This is a genomic window from Mesorhizobium shangrilense (assembly GCF_040537815.1).
Taxonomy (GTDB): Bacteria; Pseudomonadota; Alphaproteobacteria; order Rhizobiales; family Rhizobiaceae; genus Mesorhizobium; species Mesorhizobium shangrilense.
The window spans coordinates 4,070,454-4,086,980 of record NZ_JBEWSZ010000001.1 but is presented as its reverse complement, the minus strand read 5'-3'; the positions used below and the strand labels follow the sequence as shown (position 1 = coordinate 4,086,980).

The window sequence follows — 16,527 nt, the reverse complement described above, 5'->3', positions numbered from 1 at the left end:
CCCCTCGAAGGTTCCGTTATCCCTATTGACATGAGTCGTGTCAACTGCGTAGATGAATACGTATCCACATTTGAAATCTCCTATTCTGACGTCGGAGGGGACAATGACAACCGCACTTCTCAAGCATCCTATCGGGAAGACATACCCTATTGTTTCCCATGGCAAAGGCGTCTTTCTCTACGATGTCGAGGGAAAGGACTACATCGATGGCTCAAGCGGCGCGATGACAGCTAATATCGGGCATGGCGTCGAAGAGATTGCCGATGTCATGCGTAAGCAGGCGAGCGAAGTCGCCTTTGCCTTTTTCAATCAGTTCTCCAATAAGCCGGCTGAGGATCTTGCCACCAAACTTGCCTCTCTGGCCCCTGGAAATCTCAACTGGGTTTCTTTTGTGAACAGTGGATCGGAGGCTTCCGAATACGCCATCCGGCTGGTTCTAAACTATTGGCGCTCCAAAGGTCTGTCGCGCAAGGTAAAGATACTCGGTAGACACACCAGCTATCACGGCGTGACTATGGGCGCGGTTTCGATGTCCGGCCATGCTACCCGGCGTGCGGATTACGGCCCGTTGCTCCACCCGTTTCCGGTTGTGCCTCCGGCTTATGCCTATCGCTATGCCGGCGATCTCAGTGAGGCTGACTACGCCAGAAAGTGTGCTCAAGATTGGGAAGACGCCCTTCTCCGGGAAGGGATCGATACGGTTGCGGCTGTTATAGTAGAGCCGATAGTGGGCGCGGCCGGCGGGGTGTTGATGCCCCCTGCGGGTTATTTCACAATGCTCCGCGAGATATGCGACCGGCTCGGCGTTCTCCTGATCATGGACGAAGTCATTACGGGATTGGGTCGCACGGGCGCCTGGTTTGCTTCCATCGGCGAAGGTATTGTGCCCGACATCATTACCACCGGCAAAGGCACCAGCGCCGGATACGCGCCGATGGCAGCGATAATCGTGCACGAACATATCATTGAGACGTTGCGGCAGAATTCCGCCGCACCTCCATACGGCCATACGTTTTCCGGAAATCCGGTCGGCGCAGCCGTCTCGTTGGCCGTATTGAACTATGTCGAGCGGGAGAAATTGCTTGAAAATGCAAATCTGCGCGGAGAAGAGCTCAAGGCAGGTCTGGAAGCATTTTCTCAGCGCTACAGCCATATGGTCGATGTGCGTGGCCGCGGTCTGTTGTGGGGCTTCGAATTCGTCATGGACCGCGCATCGCGCCGGGCTCCTGACGAGAGTAGAAACACGTCGGCGACCTTCGTGGCAGATTGTTTCGATAATGGTCTGATCGTCTATCCGGCGGGCGTCCCTCCACTCAACAACGCCGTGATCATTTCGCCTCCGCTAATCATATCCGGTGACGAAGTGCAGGAACTGCTTCGCCGCCTCGATACGGCGCTGGCCACCATGGACGGGCGGATCGACGGATGGGTCCGCGAGGAGGTCCAATAGGCGCCTGACACGCCGCAAGGGGATCGGCGTCGCAGGTCCGATTACGGGCCCGAACGCGGCCTTCGGAGCCCAGGTTCAGAAGGGAGCCGAACAGGCTGCCGCTGATATCAATGCGTCTGGCGGAGTGAACGGTGAGAAGTTGAAATTGGAGATCGGCGATGACGTCTCAGATCCGAAGCAAGGCATCTCGGTGGCGAACAAGTTCGTCGCCGATGGCGTCAAGTATGGCGCAAACTCTGGATCCGGCGGCAAACTATAAACTATGATGAGGGACAGCCGCATGCCTACAAGAAAAGTTATCATTACCTGTGCCGTTACGGGATCGATCCATACGCCCTCGATGTCGTCCCATCTGCCTGTAACGGCGTCCGAAATCGCCGCTGCGGCGATTGGAGCGGCCGAAGCCGGCGCTGCTGTTGTCCATCTTCACGCACGCAATCCGATCAATGGCTTGCCCGACCAGTCGCCACAAGCGTTCGAGCCTTTCCTGAAGATCATAAAGCAACGCTCCGACTGCGTAGTGAACATCACCACTGGCGGGGCTCCGACGATGACCGTTGAAGAGCGGCTGAGGCCAGTCGTAATCTTCAAGCCTGAGGTCGCTTCACTCAACATGGGATCGATGAATTTCGGCCTCTATCCGATGCTGAAGCGCTTCAAAGAGTTCAAGCATGATTGGGAGAAGCCCTATCTCGAAGGCTCCCGTGATCGCGTCTTCAAAAACACCTTCGCCGACATCGAGCATATCCTGACGACCTGTGTAGAAAACGCAACCCGTTTTGAAATAGAGTGTTACGACATTGGACACCTGTACACCCTGGCTCATTTTGTGGACCGTGCTCTCGTCAAACCCCCTTTCTTCGTCCAGAGCGTATTCGGCCTCTTGGGCGGCATTGGTGCCCATCCGGAAGACGTGATGCATATGAAGCGTACTGCCGACAGGCTTTTCGGTACAGAATATTCTTGGTCGGTGTTAGGAGCGGGCGCAAATCAGATGCGGATTGCTGCGCAAGGCGCCGCGATGGGCGGCAATGTTCGGGTCGGCCTGGAAGATTCACTTTGGTCAGGGCCGGGCCAATTGGCGACCACCAACGCCGAACAGGTCACGAAAGTGCGTGGTATTATCGAGGGACTCGGTCTCTCAATCGCAACCCCGGCGGAAGCCAGAAAAATGCTTCAGTTAAAGGGGAGTGATAAGGTCTCCTTCTAGAGACCCTTCGGCGCAACGAGCCATGTCGGTCTTAATTTCGGGCTCGTCGACGAAGACAAGGCATTGCGGATCCAGCTGACCTGCAACGACCTCTAGCAGGCTGTTGAAGAAGTCAGGCGCGCCGCAGACGAAGCCTGAACCTGCGTTGTCTTCCCCAAATTCCGCGCCTGAATCGCGCTTGACAGAGGCAAAGGTCGTAGTATGGTTACGTATACACATCTGCCGCCGAGACCTGTAATTATGGTGCCCGGGAAGGCGAACGAGAGGGACTCTGGCTATGCAGGAGTGGCTTCAGTCGACACCGTTCAACGACCCAAGCCCTACGCCCCCTGCCGGTTTCGATAAGATGGTTACGGCGAACATGAACAAGCGATGGACTTTGTATGATCCACGGCTGGCCTGGATGCTGGTCGCGCCGGTGCTCTTGCTGCTTATCTTCCTGCTGGTACTGCCGATCGCCATGATGGCGGCCTACACCTTCTTCACCTTCGTCACGGCGGGCGTCGAAACCAGCGCGCTGACGACGGCGAACTGGCATGAATTCCTGACCGACAGCTATTATTCAGGCTTCCTGTTGAAAACGCTGAGGGTCGGCGCCATCACCGCGCTGCTTTGCGGGGTGCTCGGTTATTTCCCGGCCTATTTCATCTGGGCCACCACCTTTAGGCACAAGTGGGTGCTGCTGCTCCTGCTCATCGTGCCGTTCTGGATCAGCTTCACCATCCGCACCTTCTCGTGGATCAACATCCTCGGCGAACAGGGCGTCATCAACGTCGCGCTGCTGAAGATGGGCATCATCAGCGAGCCGCTGCCGATGCTCTACAACGGGGGCGCGGTGATCCTGGGGCTTTTGCACTTCCTGCTGCCCTACATGATCCTCAACGTCTATGTCAGCCTCGAAGGCATCGACCGCACGCTGATCTCGGCGGCCCGCTCGATGGGCTGCACCAGCGCGCAGGCGTTCCGGGAGGTCACGCTGCCGCTGTCGCTGCCGGGGCTGGCTGCCGGCTTGCTGCTCTGCTTCGTGCTGGCCGCCGGCAGCTATGTGACGCCGCAGTTGCTCGGTTCCGGACGCGACGCGCTGTTCGGCAACCTGATCTACGACACCATCCTGGGCGAACTAAACTGGCCGATGGGCGCCACGCTCTCCATCGTGCTGTTCATCGTGCTCGGCTTCTTCGCCGCCATCTACACCCGCTACATGGGCATGTCGCAGATCGTGAAAGGGTTGGGCGGATGACGGCGCGACGTAAGGAAGAAGGCCGGTGGGCGTGGCGGCTGACCGGCTTCGTCACGCTCTGCGTCTACATCTTCATGTTCGCCCCGATCGTGGCGACCGTCATCCTGTCGTTCAACGCCTCGATGTTCGGCGGCTTCCCGATGACCGGCTTTTCCCTGCAATGGTACGCCAAGCTGATGAACAACGATGCCGTGCTGTCCGCCTTCCGCACCTCGTTGTGGATCGCGGTGGTCACAGCCGCCGTCGCCACGGCAGTCGGCGTCGTCACGGCCTTCGCGCTGGTGCGCTTCGAGTTTCCCGGCAAGCAGGCGCTGAGCACGCTGGTGATCCTGCCGGCGCTGGTGCCGGAAACCATCCTCGGCGTCGGCCTCTTGGTGCTGATCAAGGCGGTCGACCAGCCGCGCACCATGCTCCTGCTGGTGCTCGGCCACATCATGCTGGCCGTGCCCTATGTGGTGCTGATCGCGCAGGCGCGCATGGTCGGGATAAGGCGCGTCTATGAGGAGGCGGCGCTTTCGCTGGGCGCCTCGCGCTTCTCGTCCTTCCGCGAGATCACGCTGCCGCTTCTCATCCCGGCGGTCGTGGGTGGTGCGCTGCTCGCCTTCACCATCTCGTTCGACAATACCTCGGCCAGCCTGTTCTGGCGACCGGCGGGCGTGGAGACCATGCCCACCCAGATCCTGTCGATGCTCAAGATCTCGATCAGTCCGGAGATCAACGCGCTCGGCACCGTGATGATCCTGGTGACCGTCGGGATCCCGTTGATCGGCGGCCTGATCCTGGAGAGCCTGACGAAGTTGAAGAGACGAGGTGAACCAAAGGGAGAAGCATGATGAAACTATCGAACGGCAAGCGGCTGGAACGGCTGCACTACTTAAAGCCGATACCGGTGCCGAACTGAGCGCCGCGACAAGACAGGCATGAAAAGCCTGGGCATTGAATCGATCCGGCCTGCCGCCGGGGTCCGGTGCCCGGCCGCCCTGATCGGGCGACCACCTCAATTCCTCGACGCGGCGGGACAACGCCGTTCAAACTCTGACACTACGGAGAATCGGCAAGTGAAAACGATCAACATCAAGGCAGGCGACTTCAGCTTGAAGGCGAGGCTGGAAGAAGAGCTTGCACCCAAGACCTGCGCGCTTTTCCTCTCTCTGCTGCCTTACAAGGAGCGCATCATCCATGTCAAATGGAGCGGCGAAGGCTGCTGGATTCCATTGGGCGAGACGGATTTCGGCGTCAGCTACGAGAACGCGACCAGCTATCCGGCGCCGGGCCAGTTCATCCTCTATCCGGGCGGCTTTAGCGAGACGGAGATCCTGCTGGCCTATGGCGGCGTCAATTTCACCAGCAAGATGGGCCAGCTTGCCGGAAATCATTTCCTGACCATCACCGAAGGCCAGGAGAATTTGGCCGAGCTGGGCAAGAAGGTCCTTTGGCACGGTGCGCAGAACATCGAGTTCTCTCTGTAGTCGATGAACCAGGACGCCTCGAAATGCCATTGGATACGATTATCAAGGGCGGAACCGTCGCCATCGCGACTGACCGGTTCCCGTCCGACATCGGAATAGAGGACGGCCGTATCGTCATCCTTGCTAGGAACCTGGACGGCGCGCCCGAGATCATCGACGCGTCCGGCCTTCTAGTCATGCCGGGCGGGATCGACAGCCATGTCCATCTCGACCAGCCTGGAAGTCCCGGCATCGTGATGTCGGACAATTTCGAAACCGGCACCCGGTCGGCCGCGGTCTATGCTGAAGATCTCGATCAGCCCCGAAGTGAATGCATTGGGCACCGTCATGATCCTGGTGACGGTCGGCATTCCCTTGATAGGCGGGCTCATCCTGCAAAGCCTCACTCGGTTCAGAAAAAAAGCAACGTGAAATGGGAGAACTGCAATGAAACTGACCAACACCAAACGGCTTGAGCGGCTGAGCAACCGCTACGCGAACGGCGATATCAGCCGACGCTCGTTCCTGAGCCTGACGGCAGCGGCTGCCGCCGCCACCGGATTGTCGATGCCCTGGATGGGACGCGCGCTGGCCGCCGTCTCGGAAGTGCGCTTCGACGGCTGGGGCGGCGTGGTGCAGGAAGCGATCGATAAATACGCCTTCCAGCCCTATACGGCGAAATCCGGCATCAAGGTCGTGCAGGGCACGTTCGGCGACGAGGACGAGATCATCACCAAGATCAAGACCTCGAAGCCCGGCGACTTCCAGGTCATCCATTCCTCCGGCGTCAACTACTACATCAAATACGTCAATGCCGGTTTCAACTCGGAGATCAACGAGGCCAACATTCCCAACATGGCGAATGTGCTGACCGCCATGATCGAGCCGTTCCGCAAGCTGACGCCAAAACTGTCGGCCGTGCCTTACGACTACGGCACCAGCGGCATCGCCTACAACACCAAGGTGATCTCGCCGGAGGAAGCGAAGGAAAAGGGCGCGGCGCTGCTGCTCGACAAGAAATATGCCGGCAAGGTCGGTGGCTATGCCGACATGACCACGCGCGTCTGGTACGCTGCTCTTGCCACCGGGCAGGACCCGAACAACATCAAGGACATGGATGCGATCTGGGCCAAGGTGCGCGAGACGCGCGACCTCGCCAAGAAGTTCTGGAGCTCCGGCGCCGAGCTGATGGACCTCCTCTCCAAGGGCGAGATCGTGGTGACCGATGCCTGGTCGGGCCGCGTCGCGGCACTGCAGGACCAGGGCCAGCCGATCGGCTATCTCGATCCGGCCAGCTCCTATGCCTGGATGGAGGACATGCTGATCCTCAAGGGTTCGCCGATGGCCGAATGCGAGGAACTGATCAACTTCATGCTCGATCCCGCGACCTCGATCGCGGTGGCCGAGGGCCAGAGCTATCCGCCCTCGCTCGATCCGACCAAGGTCAAGCTCACCGAGAAGATCGAGAAGCTGCCGGCCTTCGACAATACGGGCACGATGAAGGCGCTGACCTTCGCCGATCCGGTCTACTGGGCGACCAACGAGGACGCTTGGACCAAGCAGTGGGACAGGATCGCGAAAGGTGACTGATAGTCAAGACCTCTCCGAAGCACCCCGGCCGGCAATGGCCGGGGTGGCGAAAGCCGGCGCTGGCGAAGCTCAATCCGGCAAAGCCGCCGGGATGGGCCAGCCGGCGGTCGAATTCCGCAACATCGACATCGCCTACGGCAAGTTCGTCGCGGTGCGGGATTTCTCGCTGTCGATCACCAAGGGAAGCTTCGTCACGCTGCTCGGGCCTTCGGGCTGCGGCAAGACGACGATCCTGCGCTCCATCGCCGGGCTGGTCGATATTTCCGGTGGCCAGATCATGATCGGCGGGCGGCGCGTCGACGACGTGCCGATCTACAAGCGCAATATCGGGCTGGTTTTCCAGAGCTATGCGCTGTTTCCGCACAAGACCGTGTTCGACAATGTTGCCTTCGGGCTGAAATACCGCAACGTGCCGAAGCCCGAGATCACGCGCAGGGTCAGCCAGGCGCTGGCCATGGTGCGGCTGCCGGGGAGCGAGAAGAAGCTGCCCTCGCAACTGTCGGGCGGCCAACAGCAGCGTATCGCGCTTGCCCGCGCCATCGTCTTCGAGCCGCAGGTGCTGCTGCTCGACGAGCCGCTGTCGGCGCTCGACGCCAACATGCGCGAGGAGATGCGCGTCGAGATCAAAAAGATCCAGAAGGAGACCGGCATCACCGCCATCTTCGTCACCCACGACCAGGAAGAAGCGCTTTCGATGTCGGACCGCATCGTGGTCATGAACAGAGGCGCGATGGAGCAAATAGGTACTCCGGAGGAGGTCTACGAGACGCCGGCCACTGCCTTTGTCGCCGATTTCCTCGGCAAGGCAAACATGCTGGCAGGCACCGCGAGCGTATCCGCCGGACAGACCGTGGTTACGCTTGACGCCGGCCCGACGATCAACGTGATCTCGCCTAGACCTATCGCGCCTGGCAGTAAGGTGACGGTGGTCGTTCGGCCCCAGAAACTATCGGTCGGAACCACAGCCGGCAATCGGCTGTCCGGCCGGGTGATCTCAAGCTCGTATCTTGGCGGCAGCGCCATCTACGAAATCGCCATCGGCGGCAGGACGAGCATCCGCGCCAACGCTCCGATCAACGGCCAAATCATCCGCGAAGGCGAGACCATCGATGTCGGATTTGATCCGCAAGGCTGTGTCTTACTCGACGAGGCCGGGCAACGGATTTCGTAATCCCCGCCCCGCCGTAACAATCAAGTCCTAATCTTACCGCGAGAGCCACCTGTGGCTTAGATTGATCCACGAGGAAATCATGAGAAAAGTGATCCCTTCGGCCTCCGAAGCGTTGGCAAATTTATTGACCGACGGCATGACGGTTATGTCCGGAGGCTTCGGGCTGTGCGGCATACCGACAAGTCTGATCGAAGCGATCCGTCTCTCCGGAGTCAAGGATCTGACCGTCATTTCCAACAATGCTGGGGTAGACGGCTTCGGTCTCGGCATCCTGCTTGAGAGCCGGCAGATCAAGAAGATGATCTCGTCGTATGTTGGTGAGAACAAATTGTTTGCCGAACAGTTTTTGTCGGGCACTTTGGAGCTGGAATTCAATCCTCAAGGCACGCTGGCAGAGCGCATTCGGGCAGGGGGCGCAGGCATACCTGCTTTCTTCACCAAAACGGGGGTTGATACGCTGATTGCCGAAGGGAAAGAAGTTCGCCGTTTCGGAGACGACGATTACGTCATGGAAACAGGCCTCTTTGCCGATATTGCCCTCGTTCATGCCTGGAAGGGGGACCACGAAGGCAACCTCGTATATCGCAAGACAGCGCGCAACTTCAATCCCATGATGGCGACAGCCGCTAAAACGACAGTTGCCGAGGTCGAGCACCTCGTGCCGGCCGGACAGATCGATCCCGATCAAGTCCATACGCCAGGGATTTTCGTGCGGAAGATCGTGCATGCGCCGAATTCGGAAAAGCGGATCGAGCAGCGCACCGTAAGGAAAGTGGAGATCGCCTGATATGGCCTGGACACGCGAACAAATGGCGGCGCGCGCTGCCAAGGAATTGCAGGATGGTTTTTACGTCAACCTCGGGATCGGCATTCCCACACTGGTCGCAAACTTCATTCCCCACGGCATGGAAGTAACGCTGCAAAGCGAGAACGGCATGCTCGGCATGGGTCCCTTCCCCTACGAATGCGAAGAGGATGCAGACCTCATTAACGCCGGCAAGCAGACGATTACCGCTTTGCCGAAGACCAGCTATTTTTCGTCTGCCGACAGTTTCGCGATGATCCGCGGCGGCCATATCGATTTGTCGATCCTTGGCGCCATGCAGGTATCACAAAGTGGCGACCTGGCGAATTGGATGATCCCCGGAAAAATGGTGAAGGGCATGGGCGGTGCGATGGACCTCGTCGCAGGGGTCAAACGCGTTGTGGCAGTCATGGAGCATGAGGCAAAAGGCGAACCGAAACTTCTGAAGGAATGCAACTTGCCGCTCACCGGGAAACGTGTGGTCGATCTCGTCATTACTGATCTCGGTGTGTTCGAGATTTCCCGTTATGGCGACGTAAAGTTGACACTAACCGAACTGGCTGACGGCGTTTCTTTGGATGAAATCAAAGCCAAGACAGGCGCCGATTTCGACATCTTGATGGGAAGTGAGTAGATCATGACTTTGACATCCATCGTTATCGCGTCCGCGGCACGTACCGCAGTAGGCTCGTTCAACGGCGCTTTCGCAAATACTCCGGCGCACGAACTGGGTGCGGCGGTCGTCAAGGGGGCGCTGGCGCGGGCCGGCGTCGATGCAGCGGAGGTGGACGAAGTTATCCTCGGTCAGGTCCTCCCGGCCGGTGAAGGTCAGAACCCCGCTCGTCAGGCAGCCATGAAGGCCGGTGTGCCGAAGCAGGCAACTGCCTTGGGTGTCAACCAGCTTTGCGGCTCCGGCTTGCGCGCCGTTGCACTCGGTATGCAGCAGATCGCGCTCGGAGATGCGAAGATCATCGTCGCCGGCGGTCAGGAGTCCATGTCCATGGCTCCGCACTGTGCGCACCTGCGCAGTGGCGTAAAAATGGGCGACTTCAAGATGGTTGACACGATGATTAAGGATGGCCTGATGGACGCCTTCTTCGGCTACCATATGGGTATCACGGCGGAGAATATTGCCCGCCAGTGGCAGCTTTCGCGTGACGAACAGGATCAGTTCGCCGTTGCATCCCAGAACAAGGCGGAGGCCGCACAGAGTGCTGGCCGCTTCAAGGATGAAATCATTCCCTTCCTCATCCAAACCAGGAAGGGCGACGTGACCGTCGAGAACGACGAATATATTCGTGCCGGCGCAACATTGGACGCGATAGCCAAGCTGCGGCCGGCCTTCGATAAGGAAGGCACGGTCACCGCCGGTAATGCGTCGGGTCTCAATGATGGCGCTGCTGCGGCCGTGTTGATGACGGAAGAGGAAGCTGCCCGTCGCGGAATCACCTCGATGGTTCGCATCGCCTCATGGGCGACAGTAGGCGTCGATCCGCAGATCATGGGTACCGGCCCGATCCCGGCCTCCCGCAAGGCGCTGGAGAAGGCCGGCTGGAAGGTCGGCGATCTCGATCTCATCGAGGCGAACGAAGCATTTGCCGCGCAGTCTTGCGCCGTGACCAAGGACCTTGGTTTCGATCCTTCGATCGTCAACGTCAATGGCGGTGCTATCGCAATTGGTCATCCGATCGGTGCATCCGGCGCTCGCATTCTCAACACGCTTGTCTTCGAGATGAGGCGCCGTAACGCCAAGAAGGGTCTGGCAACCCTCTGCATCGGTGGCGGCATGGGGATAGCCATGTGTCTTGAAGCCATGTGACTTAACAGGCGCGATCCGGACCTCACCGTCGGGATTTGCTTTCCGCACAGAGGTACGGGAGCGCTTTATTACGCCGCCAAAAAAGACTGAACGAGTTCATCGCGCTGAGACGGGCGGGAGCCCGCGACCTATCGCTGAATCTGGGAGATGAGATTGCGGATATCGAAAATCCTTTGTGCCAACCGCTCAGAAATTGAGATCCGCGTTTTCCGCGCCGCCAATGAGCTGGGCATAAAGACACTGACGATCTGGGCGGAGGAGGACAAGCTCTCCCCGCATCGCTTCAAGGCTGACGAAAGCTACCATTCCATCGAGGAAATCAGCCACGTCGCCAAGCTCTCCGGCGCTGACGCCATCCATCCCGGCTACGGCCTGCTGTCGGAAAGCCCAGAGTTCGTGGATGCCTGCGACGCGGCCGGCATCATCTTCATCGGTCCCAGGGCCGATACGTTGCGCCAGCTCGGCAACAAGGTCGCGGTCCGCAATCTGGCGATCTCGGTCGGCGTGCCGGTCGTGTCAGCGACCGAGCCTTTGCCCGACGACATGGCGGAAGTGGCACGCATAGCCGAAGAGATCGTTTATCCCGTTATGCTCAAGGCCTCCTGGGGCGGCGGCGGGCGCGGCATGCGCGCCATCCGCGATCCCAAGGACCTCGCCAAGGAAGTCACCGAAAGCCAAACGAGAGGCGATGGCTGTTTTCGGCAAAGACGAGGTTTTTATCGAAAAGCTGGTCGAGCGTGCCCGTCACGACGAAAGCCAAATCCTCGGCGATACGCATGGCAATGTCGTGCACCTCTTCGAACGCGAATGCTCCATCCAGCGGCGCAACCAGAAAGTCGTCGAGCGCACGCCGGCGCCCTACTTGACGTGGGAGCAAAGGAGAGAGCTAGCCGCCTATTCGCTTAGAATCGCCGAGGCGGCAGATCGAGCACACCGTCACCGAAGTCGGTACCGGCGATCTCCGAGAGCTCACGCAGAGAACCATTGGCTGCTGAGCTACATTAATCTGTCCAGCGTTACCGGTGTTTCGAACAAGTTAAAGCCAAATGCTTGTAGTCAAAAGTGTTCGGATTCACAGTGTTGCGAATAGGGAGAAATATCATCCATTTGCAGGCCGCTTTGGCGTTCTGCGCCATCAACCAAAACGTTGCCAGTTTGAGAGTGAATGTACATGACTGTAAAGGTTGCCATCAACGGCTTCGGCCGCATCGGCCGCAACGTACTGCGCGCCATCGTCGAATCCGGCCGCACCGACATCGAAGTCGTCGCCGTCAACGATCTCGGTCCCATCGAGACCAACGCCCACCTGCTACGCTACGATTCTATCCACGGCAAGTTCCCGACCGACGTGAAGGTCGACGGCGACACGATCATCGTCGGCAGCGGCAAGCCGATCAAGGCCACCGCCATCAAGGATCCGGCCACCCTGCCGCATCGCGATCTCGGCGTTGACATCGCCATGGAATGCACCGGCATCTTCACCGCCCGCGACAAGGCTGCTCTGCACCTGGCCGCCGGCGCCAAGCGCGTCATCGTTTCGGCTCCTGCTGACGGTGCCGACCTGACCGTCGTCTTCGGTGTCAACCATGACCAGCTGACCAAGGAACACCTGGTCATCTCCAACGCATCCTGCACGACGAACTGCCTCGTGCCTGTTGTGAAGGTTCTCGATGACGCGGTCGGCATCGACCACGGCTTCATGACCACGATCCACTGCTACACCGGCGACCAGCCGACGCTCGACACCATGCACAAGGACCTGTACCGCGCCCGCGCCGCAGCCCTGTCCATGATCCCGACGTCGACGGGCGCTGCCAAGGCTGTTGGCCTCGTTCTGCCGCACCTGAAGGGCAAGCTCGACGGTACCTCGATCCGCGTCCCAACCCCGAACGTCTCGGTCGTCGACTTCAAGTTCGTTGCCAAGAAGGCCACTTCGGTTGCCGAAATCAACGAAGCGATCAAGACTGCCGCAAACGGCAAGCTCATGGGCATCCTCGGTTACACCGACGAGCCGCTGGTTTCGCGCGATTTCAACCACAACAGCCATTCCTCGATCTTCGCGACCGACCAGACCAAGGTCATGGAAGGCAACTTCGTGCGCGTCCTGTCCTGGTACGACAACGAGTGGGGCTTCTCCAGCCGCATGTCTGACACGGCTGTCGCTTTCGCCAAGACTATCTAAGGTTTTCGCGGCAAGACTTCAGAAAATGGCTGGGGAAACCGAGCCGTTTGCTTAGTCACAATGAGTGCGTGCCGCTTATTTCCTAAAACCAAACGAGACCTCGAAGGCCGGTGCTCTTCCGCACAACTATCGATGATTTCTGCTGCTCGGTGATCGACGTTTTTACGGGTTCGCCGACCGTCTGGCAGGGGTGGAAATTGAACGATCTGTCTGTCGCAGAGGCTGGCAGTTTGCAGATGCGCTAAATGCCGACGACCTAGTTGGCAGGGTATGATTCTTCCAGAGAATTGAGTCGCATTCCGTGAGTAGGCCTGTTCTATTAGAGGCGTTTTGGAAGTGGCCGCCCGAACCTGCGACGCCGTTCGCCGTCAGCAAGTTGAATTCAAGGATTCGCGCGCCGTGCTTTTCGAGCATACAGGCGACGACCCACCGATGTTCTTCTCCGCACTCTGGGACAAGGACTGGACCAGCGTGCGCAAGGTCAAGGATGGCCTCGTCACCATCGACCTGTTCGCGCTCCTGACGACCGAGCCGAATGCCATCGTCGCACCGATTCATCAGCAAGCCATGCCTGTGACCCTGACAACGAGGGAAGAAGTGGAGACGTGGTTTAGCGCTCCCTGGCAGCAAGCCAAATCGTTGCAGCGGCCTCTACCGAACGACCTGTTGAAGGTTGAGCCAGTGTTGGATGGAGTCGCATGATGTGGCCGTCGCATCGCGACCGGTGTACAGTGAGCTGGTTCTCGAGTTTCCCTGTTAGCGTGAGGGAATGACTAAGGGTTCGCGAAGGTCTTAAAAGCCGCTGTTGCGTGATGACAGCGCCTCAGTTCAAAGCCGACCGATCTGGAAACGAGATGTCACGATAGTGACAGAGGGGGGTGCGCGCGCGCTACGAACGCGTAGCCAACACCAGGCAAATTTCCTAAACCTCCCCAAGCACCGGCCTCTCCAGCACGCGTCCTGCCACCACATCGGCAATCCCGCGATCGGTCTGATGCGGCCCGATGTTGCACGCCAGCGTCGCGCCGAAGCAGGCCTTGATGACGAGGTAAGGCGGCCGCCAGCCGACAATTTTTTCAGCCCCCTTACGGATAGAGCGGAAGACTTGGGCGGTTTCTTCGAGCGGTGCCGTCGCCACCGGTCCGGAGAGGGGCACGGGCAGCAGCATGTCGATTTGACCGTTGGAAGCAACGGCCACGCCGCCGCCGACGGCGATGACGGCGTTGGCGGCAACCGTTATGTCCCTGATATTGCGCCGAAAACTGTGAGATTGTGGCTGCCGTGCCATTCTCCCCAGCCGGTCAGAAAGCCGACGCGCGATCATCCTTCCGCCTTACCATGGCGGTAGGCGATGGCGATCATGGTGGTCCCGGCTGGCGGCACGACAAACCCGTGCACCACATCTGCTTCCACCTCGCCCCATTGCGCGAAGCGCGGCACCAGCTGCGCCGAAAGGCAGCCTTGCCGGAAAGGGCATTGGATACGGTGGCGACTGAGACGCCGAGCGGGCTGCAATCCTGCTAAGATTGGTCCGGCGCGCGTGGATGCCATCTGGTCGTTAAACCAACGATTGTCGAATCGAAATTGATACGGGTGCAAACATTGCTGGCCACAGCGAATGGTACCATGCAGCAATGAAGAGGAAAACAGTGAGAGGACGCGTAATCTTGGTCACGCGTCCCCGTTCGACAACTTAGTCTAGGCGATGAGCGCGTCGAGGATGCGGATCCAAGAGCGGATGCCCTTGTGATAGGACCTCAGCTCGTATTTCTCATTCGGTGAATGGATGCGGTCGTCGGCGAGGCCAAAGCCGACGAGCAGGGATTCCATGCCGAGCATCTTCTGGAAGTCGCCGACGATCGGGATCGATCCGCCCATGCCGATAACGATAGCCGGCTTTGGCCACTCGTTGGAAAGGGCGTTCTTCGCCTTGGTCACCACCGGCGAGTCGTAGGACAATTGGATCGCGGGCGAGGCGCTGTGCGCATGGAACTCCACCGAGCAGTCGGCCGGAACCTTCGAGCGGACATAAGCACGGAAACTCTCGCGGATTGCCGCCGGGTTCTGCTGCCCGACGAGACGGAACGATACCTTCGCTGACGCCTTGGCGGCAATCACGGTCTTGAAGCCGGCGCCGGTATAGCCGCCGGAGATACCGTTTACCTCAGCCGTTGGCCGCGCCCATATGAGCTCCATAACCGAACGGCCCTTCTCGCCCGAGGGAATGGAAAGGCCCACTTCGCCAAGGAATTTCTCCGTCGTCAAGCCGAGCGATTCCCATGAGGCCTTGATGTTGCTCGGCGTTTCCTGGACGCCATCATAGAAGCCATCGAGCGTAATGCGGCCGGTCTCATCGTGCAGGCCGTCGAGAATGTCGGTGAGGATATGGATCGGATTGGCGGCGGCGCCCCCGAACATGCCTGAATGCAGGTCGCGGTCGGCGGCATTGATCGTGACCTCTTCACCGACGAGGCCGCGCAAACCGGCTGAGATCGCCGGCGTATCGCCATCCCACATGCCGGTGTCGCAGACCAGAGCAAAGTCCGCTTTCAGCTCGGCGGCATTGGCTTCGAGGAAGGGCTTTAGCGACAGTGAGCCGGATTCCTCTTCGCCTTCGAACAGGATGGTGATGCGAACCGGAAGCGCACCCTCGATTTCCTTATAGGCGCGGACGGCTTCGACAAAGGTCATCAACTGGCCCTTATCATCGGAGGTGCCGCGGCCTGTCAGGATCTTGCGGCCGTTGCCCATGTCCTTGATGGCAGGTGCGAAAGGATCGCTCTCCCAAAGCTCGATCGGATCGACCGGCTGCACGTCGTAGTGGCCATAGAAAAGAATATGCGGCGCACCGGCGCTTGCCGAGTCGTGATGGGCAACGACCATCGGATGGCCCGGTGTATCACGCACGGAGGCCGTGAAGCCGAGCGTGCTCAGGTAGGCGACCAGCCATTCCGCTGCCTTACGGCACTCCGCCTTAAAGGCTGGATCGGTCGAGATGGATTTGATTCGAAGCAGTTCGAAGAGATTATCGAGGCTGGATGGAAGGTTCTGATCGGCGCGGTCGAGAACGGGCGATACATCGGTCATATCCGACCCCTTACATGGAGACTGGTCGGACGATAGACCAAAGCCGAGCCGGGATCTCCGGAGGGGACTCGAACAACCTTTGATCGGAACGGTCGGCCGGCAGCCGAAGAAACCATGAAGGCGAGCGTCTCACCTGGACGCGCGCTCCAAGGGTCGCAATAGCCAAGGATAGGGGATGGTCAGGGGTCATAGAAAGCTCCGACGTGGATACGTATCCATGCTTCGAGTGCGCAGTTGTCAACCTTGGGGGTGTCATCCTGCCTCCTGTCGTTCTCGAGTGCGGTTATTCGTATGGATACGTATGCATTTATGTCTTTGGCACATCGGGTGTCAACAGTGACATCGGCTCCTGAAATGTCAGGCCCGCCATCTCTATCAGCAGCGGATGTGTCATCCGGGCGGCTAGTCGTGCGACCACAGCATGATCCCGATGAGGCAGCTTCGCGGCAAAGGGTCCAACCGAATATCTGGGGTGGATTTCACCAACGATCGGAATATCTGTCGCGCCACTGCATTGGGTGCACG

General features: G+C 59.2%; 13 protein-coding genes and 4 pseudogenes. 15 read left to right on the top strand and 2 right to left on the bottom strand.

Going from position 1 to position 16,527, the window contains the following annotated elements:
• Positions 1-103 precede the first annotated feature (103 nt).
• The 15 genes and pseudogenes from ABVQ20_RS19810 (at position 104) to ABVQ20_RS19740 (ending at position 13,617) form a co-directional block, all read left to right on the top strand.
• Complete coding sequence (locus ABVQ20_RS19810) at positions 104-1,450, top strand: aminotransferase family protein (RefSeq protein WP_354461185.1); 1,347 nt, start codon at positions 104-106, stop codon at positions 1,448-1,450.
• Positions 1,451-1,472: 22 nt separating this feature from the next.
• Positions 1,473-1,676 (top strand): annotated as a pseudogene (locus ABVQ20_RS19805) (ABC transporter substrate-binding protein); the annotation flags it as partial.
• A gap of 54 nt (positions 1,677-1,730) precedes the next feature.
• Complete coding sequence (kce, locus tag ABVQ20_RS19800) at positions 1,731-2,660, top strand: 3,5-dioxohexanoate:acetyl-CoA acetone transferase (RefSeq protein ID WP_354461184.1); 930 nt, start codon at positions 1,731-1,733, stop codon at positions 2,658-2,660.
• A 361-nt stretch (positions 2,661-3,021) separates the two neighbouring features.
• Positions 3,022-3,900, top strand: coding sequence for an ABC transporter permease (locus ABVQ20_RS19795; RefSeq protein WP_354461183.1), 879 nt, complete (start codon positions 3,022-3,024; stop codon positions 3,898-3,900).
• Entirely contained in the window at positions 3,897-4,733 is an 837-nt protein-coding gene (locus ABVQ20_RS19790; RefSeq protein WP_354461182.1) for an ABC transporter permease, read from the top strand. Before ABVQ20_RS19795 ends, ABVQ20_RS19790 begins: the two co-directional genes overlap by 4 nt.
• A gap of 225 nt (positions 4,734-4,958) precedes the next feature.
• Positions 4,959-5,369, top strand: coding sequence for a DUF3830 family protein (locus ABVQ20_RS19785; protein WP_354461181.1), 411 nt, complete (start codon positions 4,959-4,961; stop codon positions 5,367-5,369).
• A gap of 23 nt (positions 5,370-5,392) precedes the next feature.
• Positions 5,393-5,644: pseudogene (locus ABVQ20_RS19780) on the top strand (amidohydrolase family protein); the annotation flags it as partial.
• A gap of 151 nt (positions 5,645-5,795) precedes the next feature.
• Positions 5,796-6,938: an extracellular solute-binding protein gene (locus ABVQ20_RS19775; RefSeq protein WP_354461180.1), complete on the top strand. Its 1,143-nt coding sequence runs from the start codon at positions 5,796-5,798 to the stop codon at positions 6,936-6,938.
• Positions 6,931-8,109, top strand: coding sequence for an ABC transporter ATP-binding protein (locus ABVQ20_RS19770; protein ID WP_354461179.1), 1,179 nt, complete (start codon positions 6,931-6,933; stop codon positions 8,107-8,109). The genes ABVQ20_RS19775 and ABVQ20_RS19770 overlap by 8 nt, the downstream gene beginning before the upstream one ends.
• Positions 8,110-8,188: 79 nt before the next feature.
• Complete coding sequence (locus ABVQ20_RS19765) at positions 8,189-8,896, top strand: CoA transferase subunit A (protein ID WP_354461178.1); 708 nt, start codon at positions 8,189-8,191, stop codon at positions 8,894-8,896.
• Between the two features lies 1 nt (position 8,897).
• Positions 8,898-9,548 (top strand): CoA transferase subunit B, encoded by a 651-nt coding sequence (locus ABVQ20_RS19760; protein ID WP_354461177.1) that lies wholly within the window; start codon positions 8,898-8,900, stop codon positions 9,546-9,548.
• A gap of 3 nt (positions 9,549-9,551) precedes the next feature.
• Complete coding sequence (locus tag ABVQ20_RS19755) at positions 9,552-10,733, top strand: acetyl-CoA C-acetyltransferase (protein WP_354461176.1); 1,182 nt, start codon at positions 9,552-9,554, stop codon at positions 10,731-10,733.
• 153 nt (positions 10,734-10,886) lie between these two features.
• Positions 10,887-11,658 (top strand): annotated as a pseudogene (locus tag ABVQ20_RS19750) (ATP-binding protein); the annotation flags it as partial.
• Between the two features lie 246 nt (positions 11,659-11,904).
• A complete protein-coding gene (gene gap, locus ABVQ20_RS19745) occupies positions 11,905-12,915 on the top strand; it encodes a type I glyceraldehyde-3-phosphate dehydrogenase (RefSeq protein WP_354462222.1) in 1,011 nt (336 codons plus the stop codon).
• Positions 12,916-13,251: 336 nt separating this feature from the next.
• Positions 13,252-13,617, top strand: a complete 366-nt coding sequence (locus ABVQ20_RS19740) for an SOS response-associated peptidase family protein (protein WP_354461175.1) — start codon at positions 13,252-13,254, stop codon at positions 13,615-13,617.
• Positions 13,618-13,837: 220 nt separating this feature from the next.
• Here ABVQ20_RS19740 and ABVQ20_RS19735 read toward each other — a convergent pair.
• Both ABVQ20_RS19735 and ABVQ20_RS19730 read right to left on the bottom strand, forming a co-directional pair.
• Positions 13,838-14,352: pseudogene (locus ABVQ20_RS19735) on the bottom strand (adenine deaminase C-terminal domain-containing protein); the annotation flags it as partial.
• 261 nt (positions 14,353-14,613) lie between these two features.
• Complete coding sequence (locus ABVQ20_RS19730; protein ID WP_354461174.1) at positions 14,614-16,002, bottom strand: M20/M25/M40 family metallo-hydrolase; 1,389 nt, start codon at positions 16,000-16,002, stop codon at positions 14,614-14,616.
• Positions 16,003-16,527 lie beyond the last annotated feature (525 nt).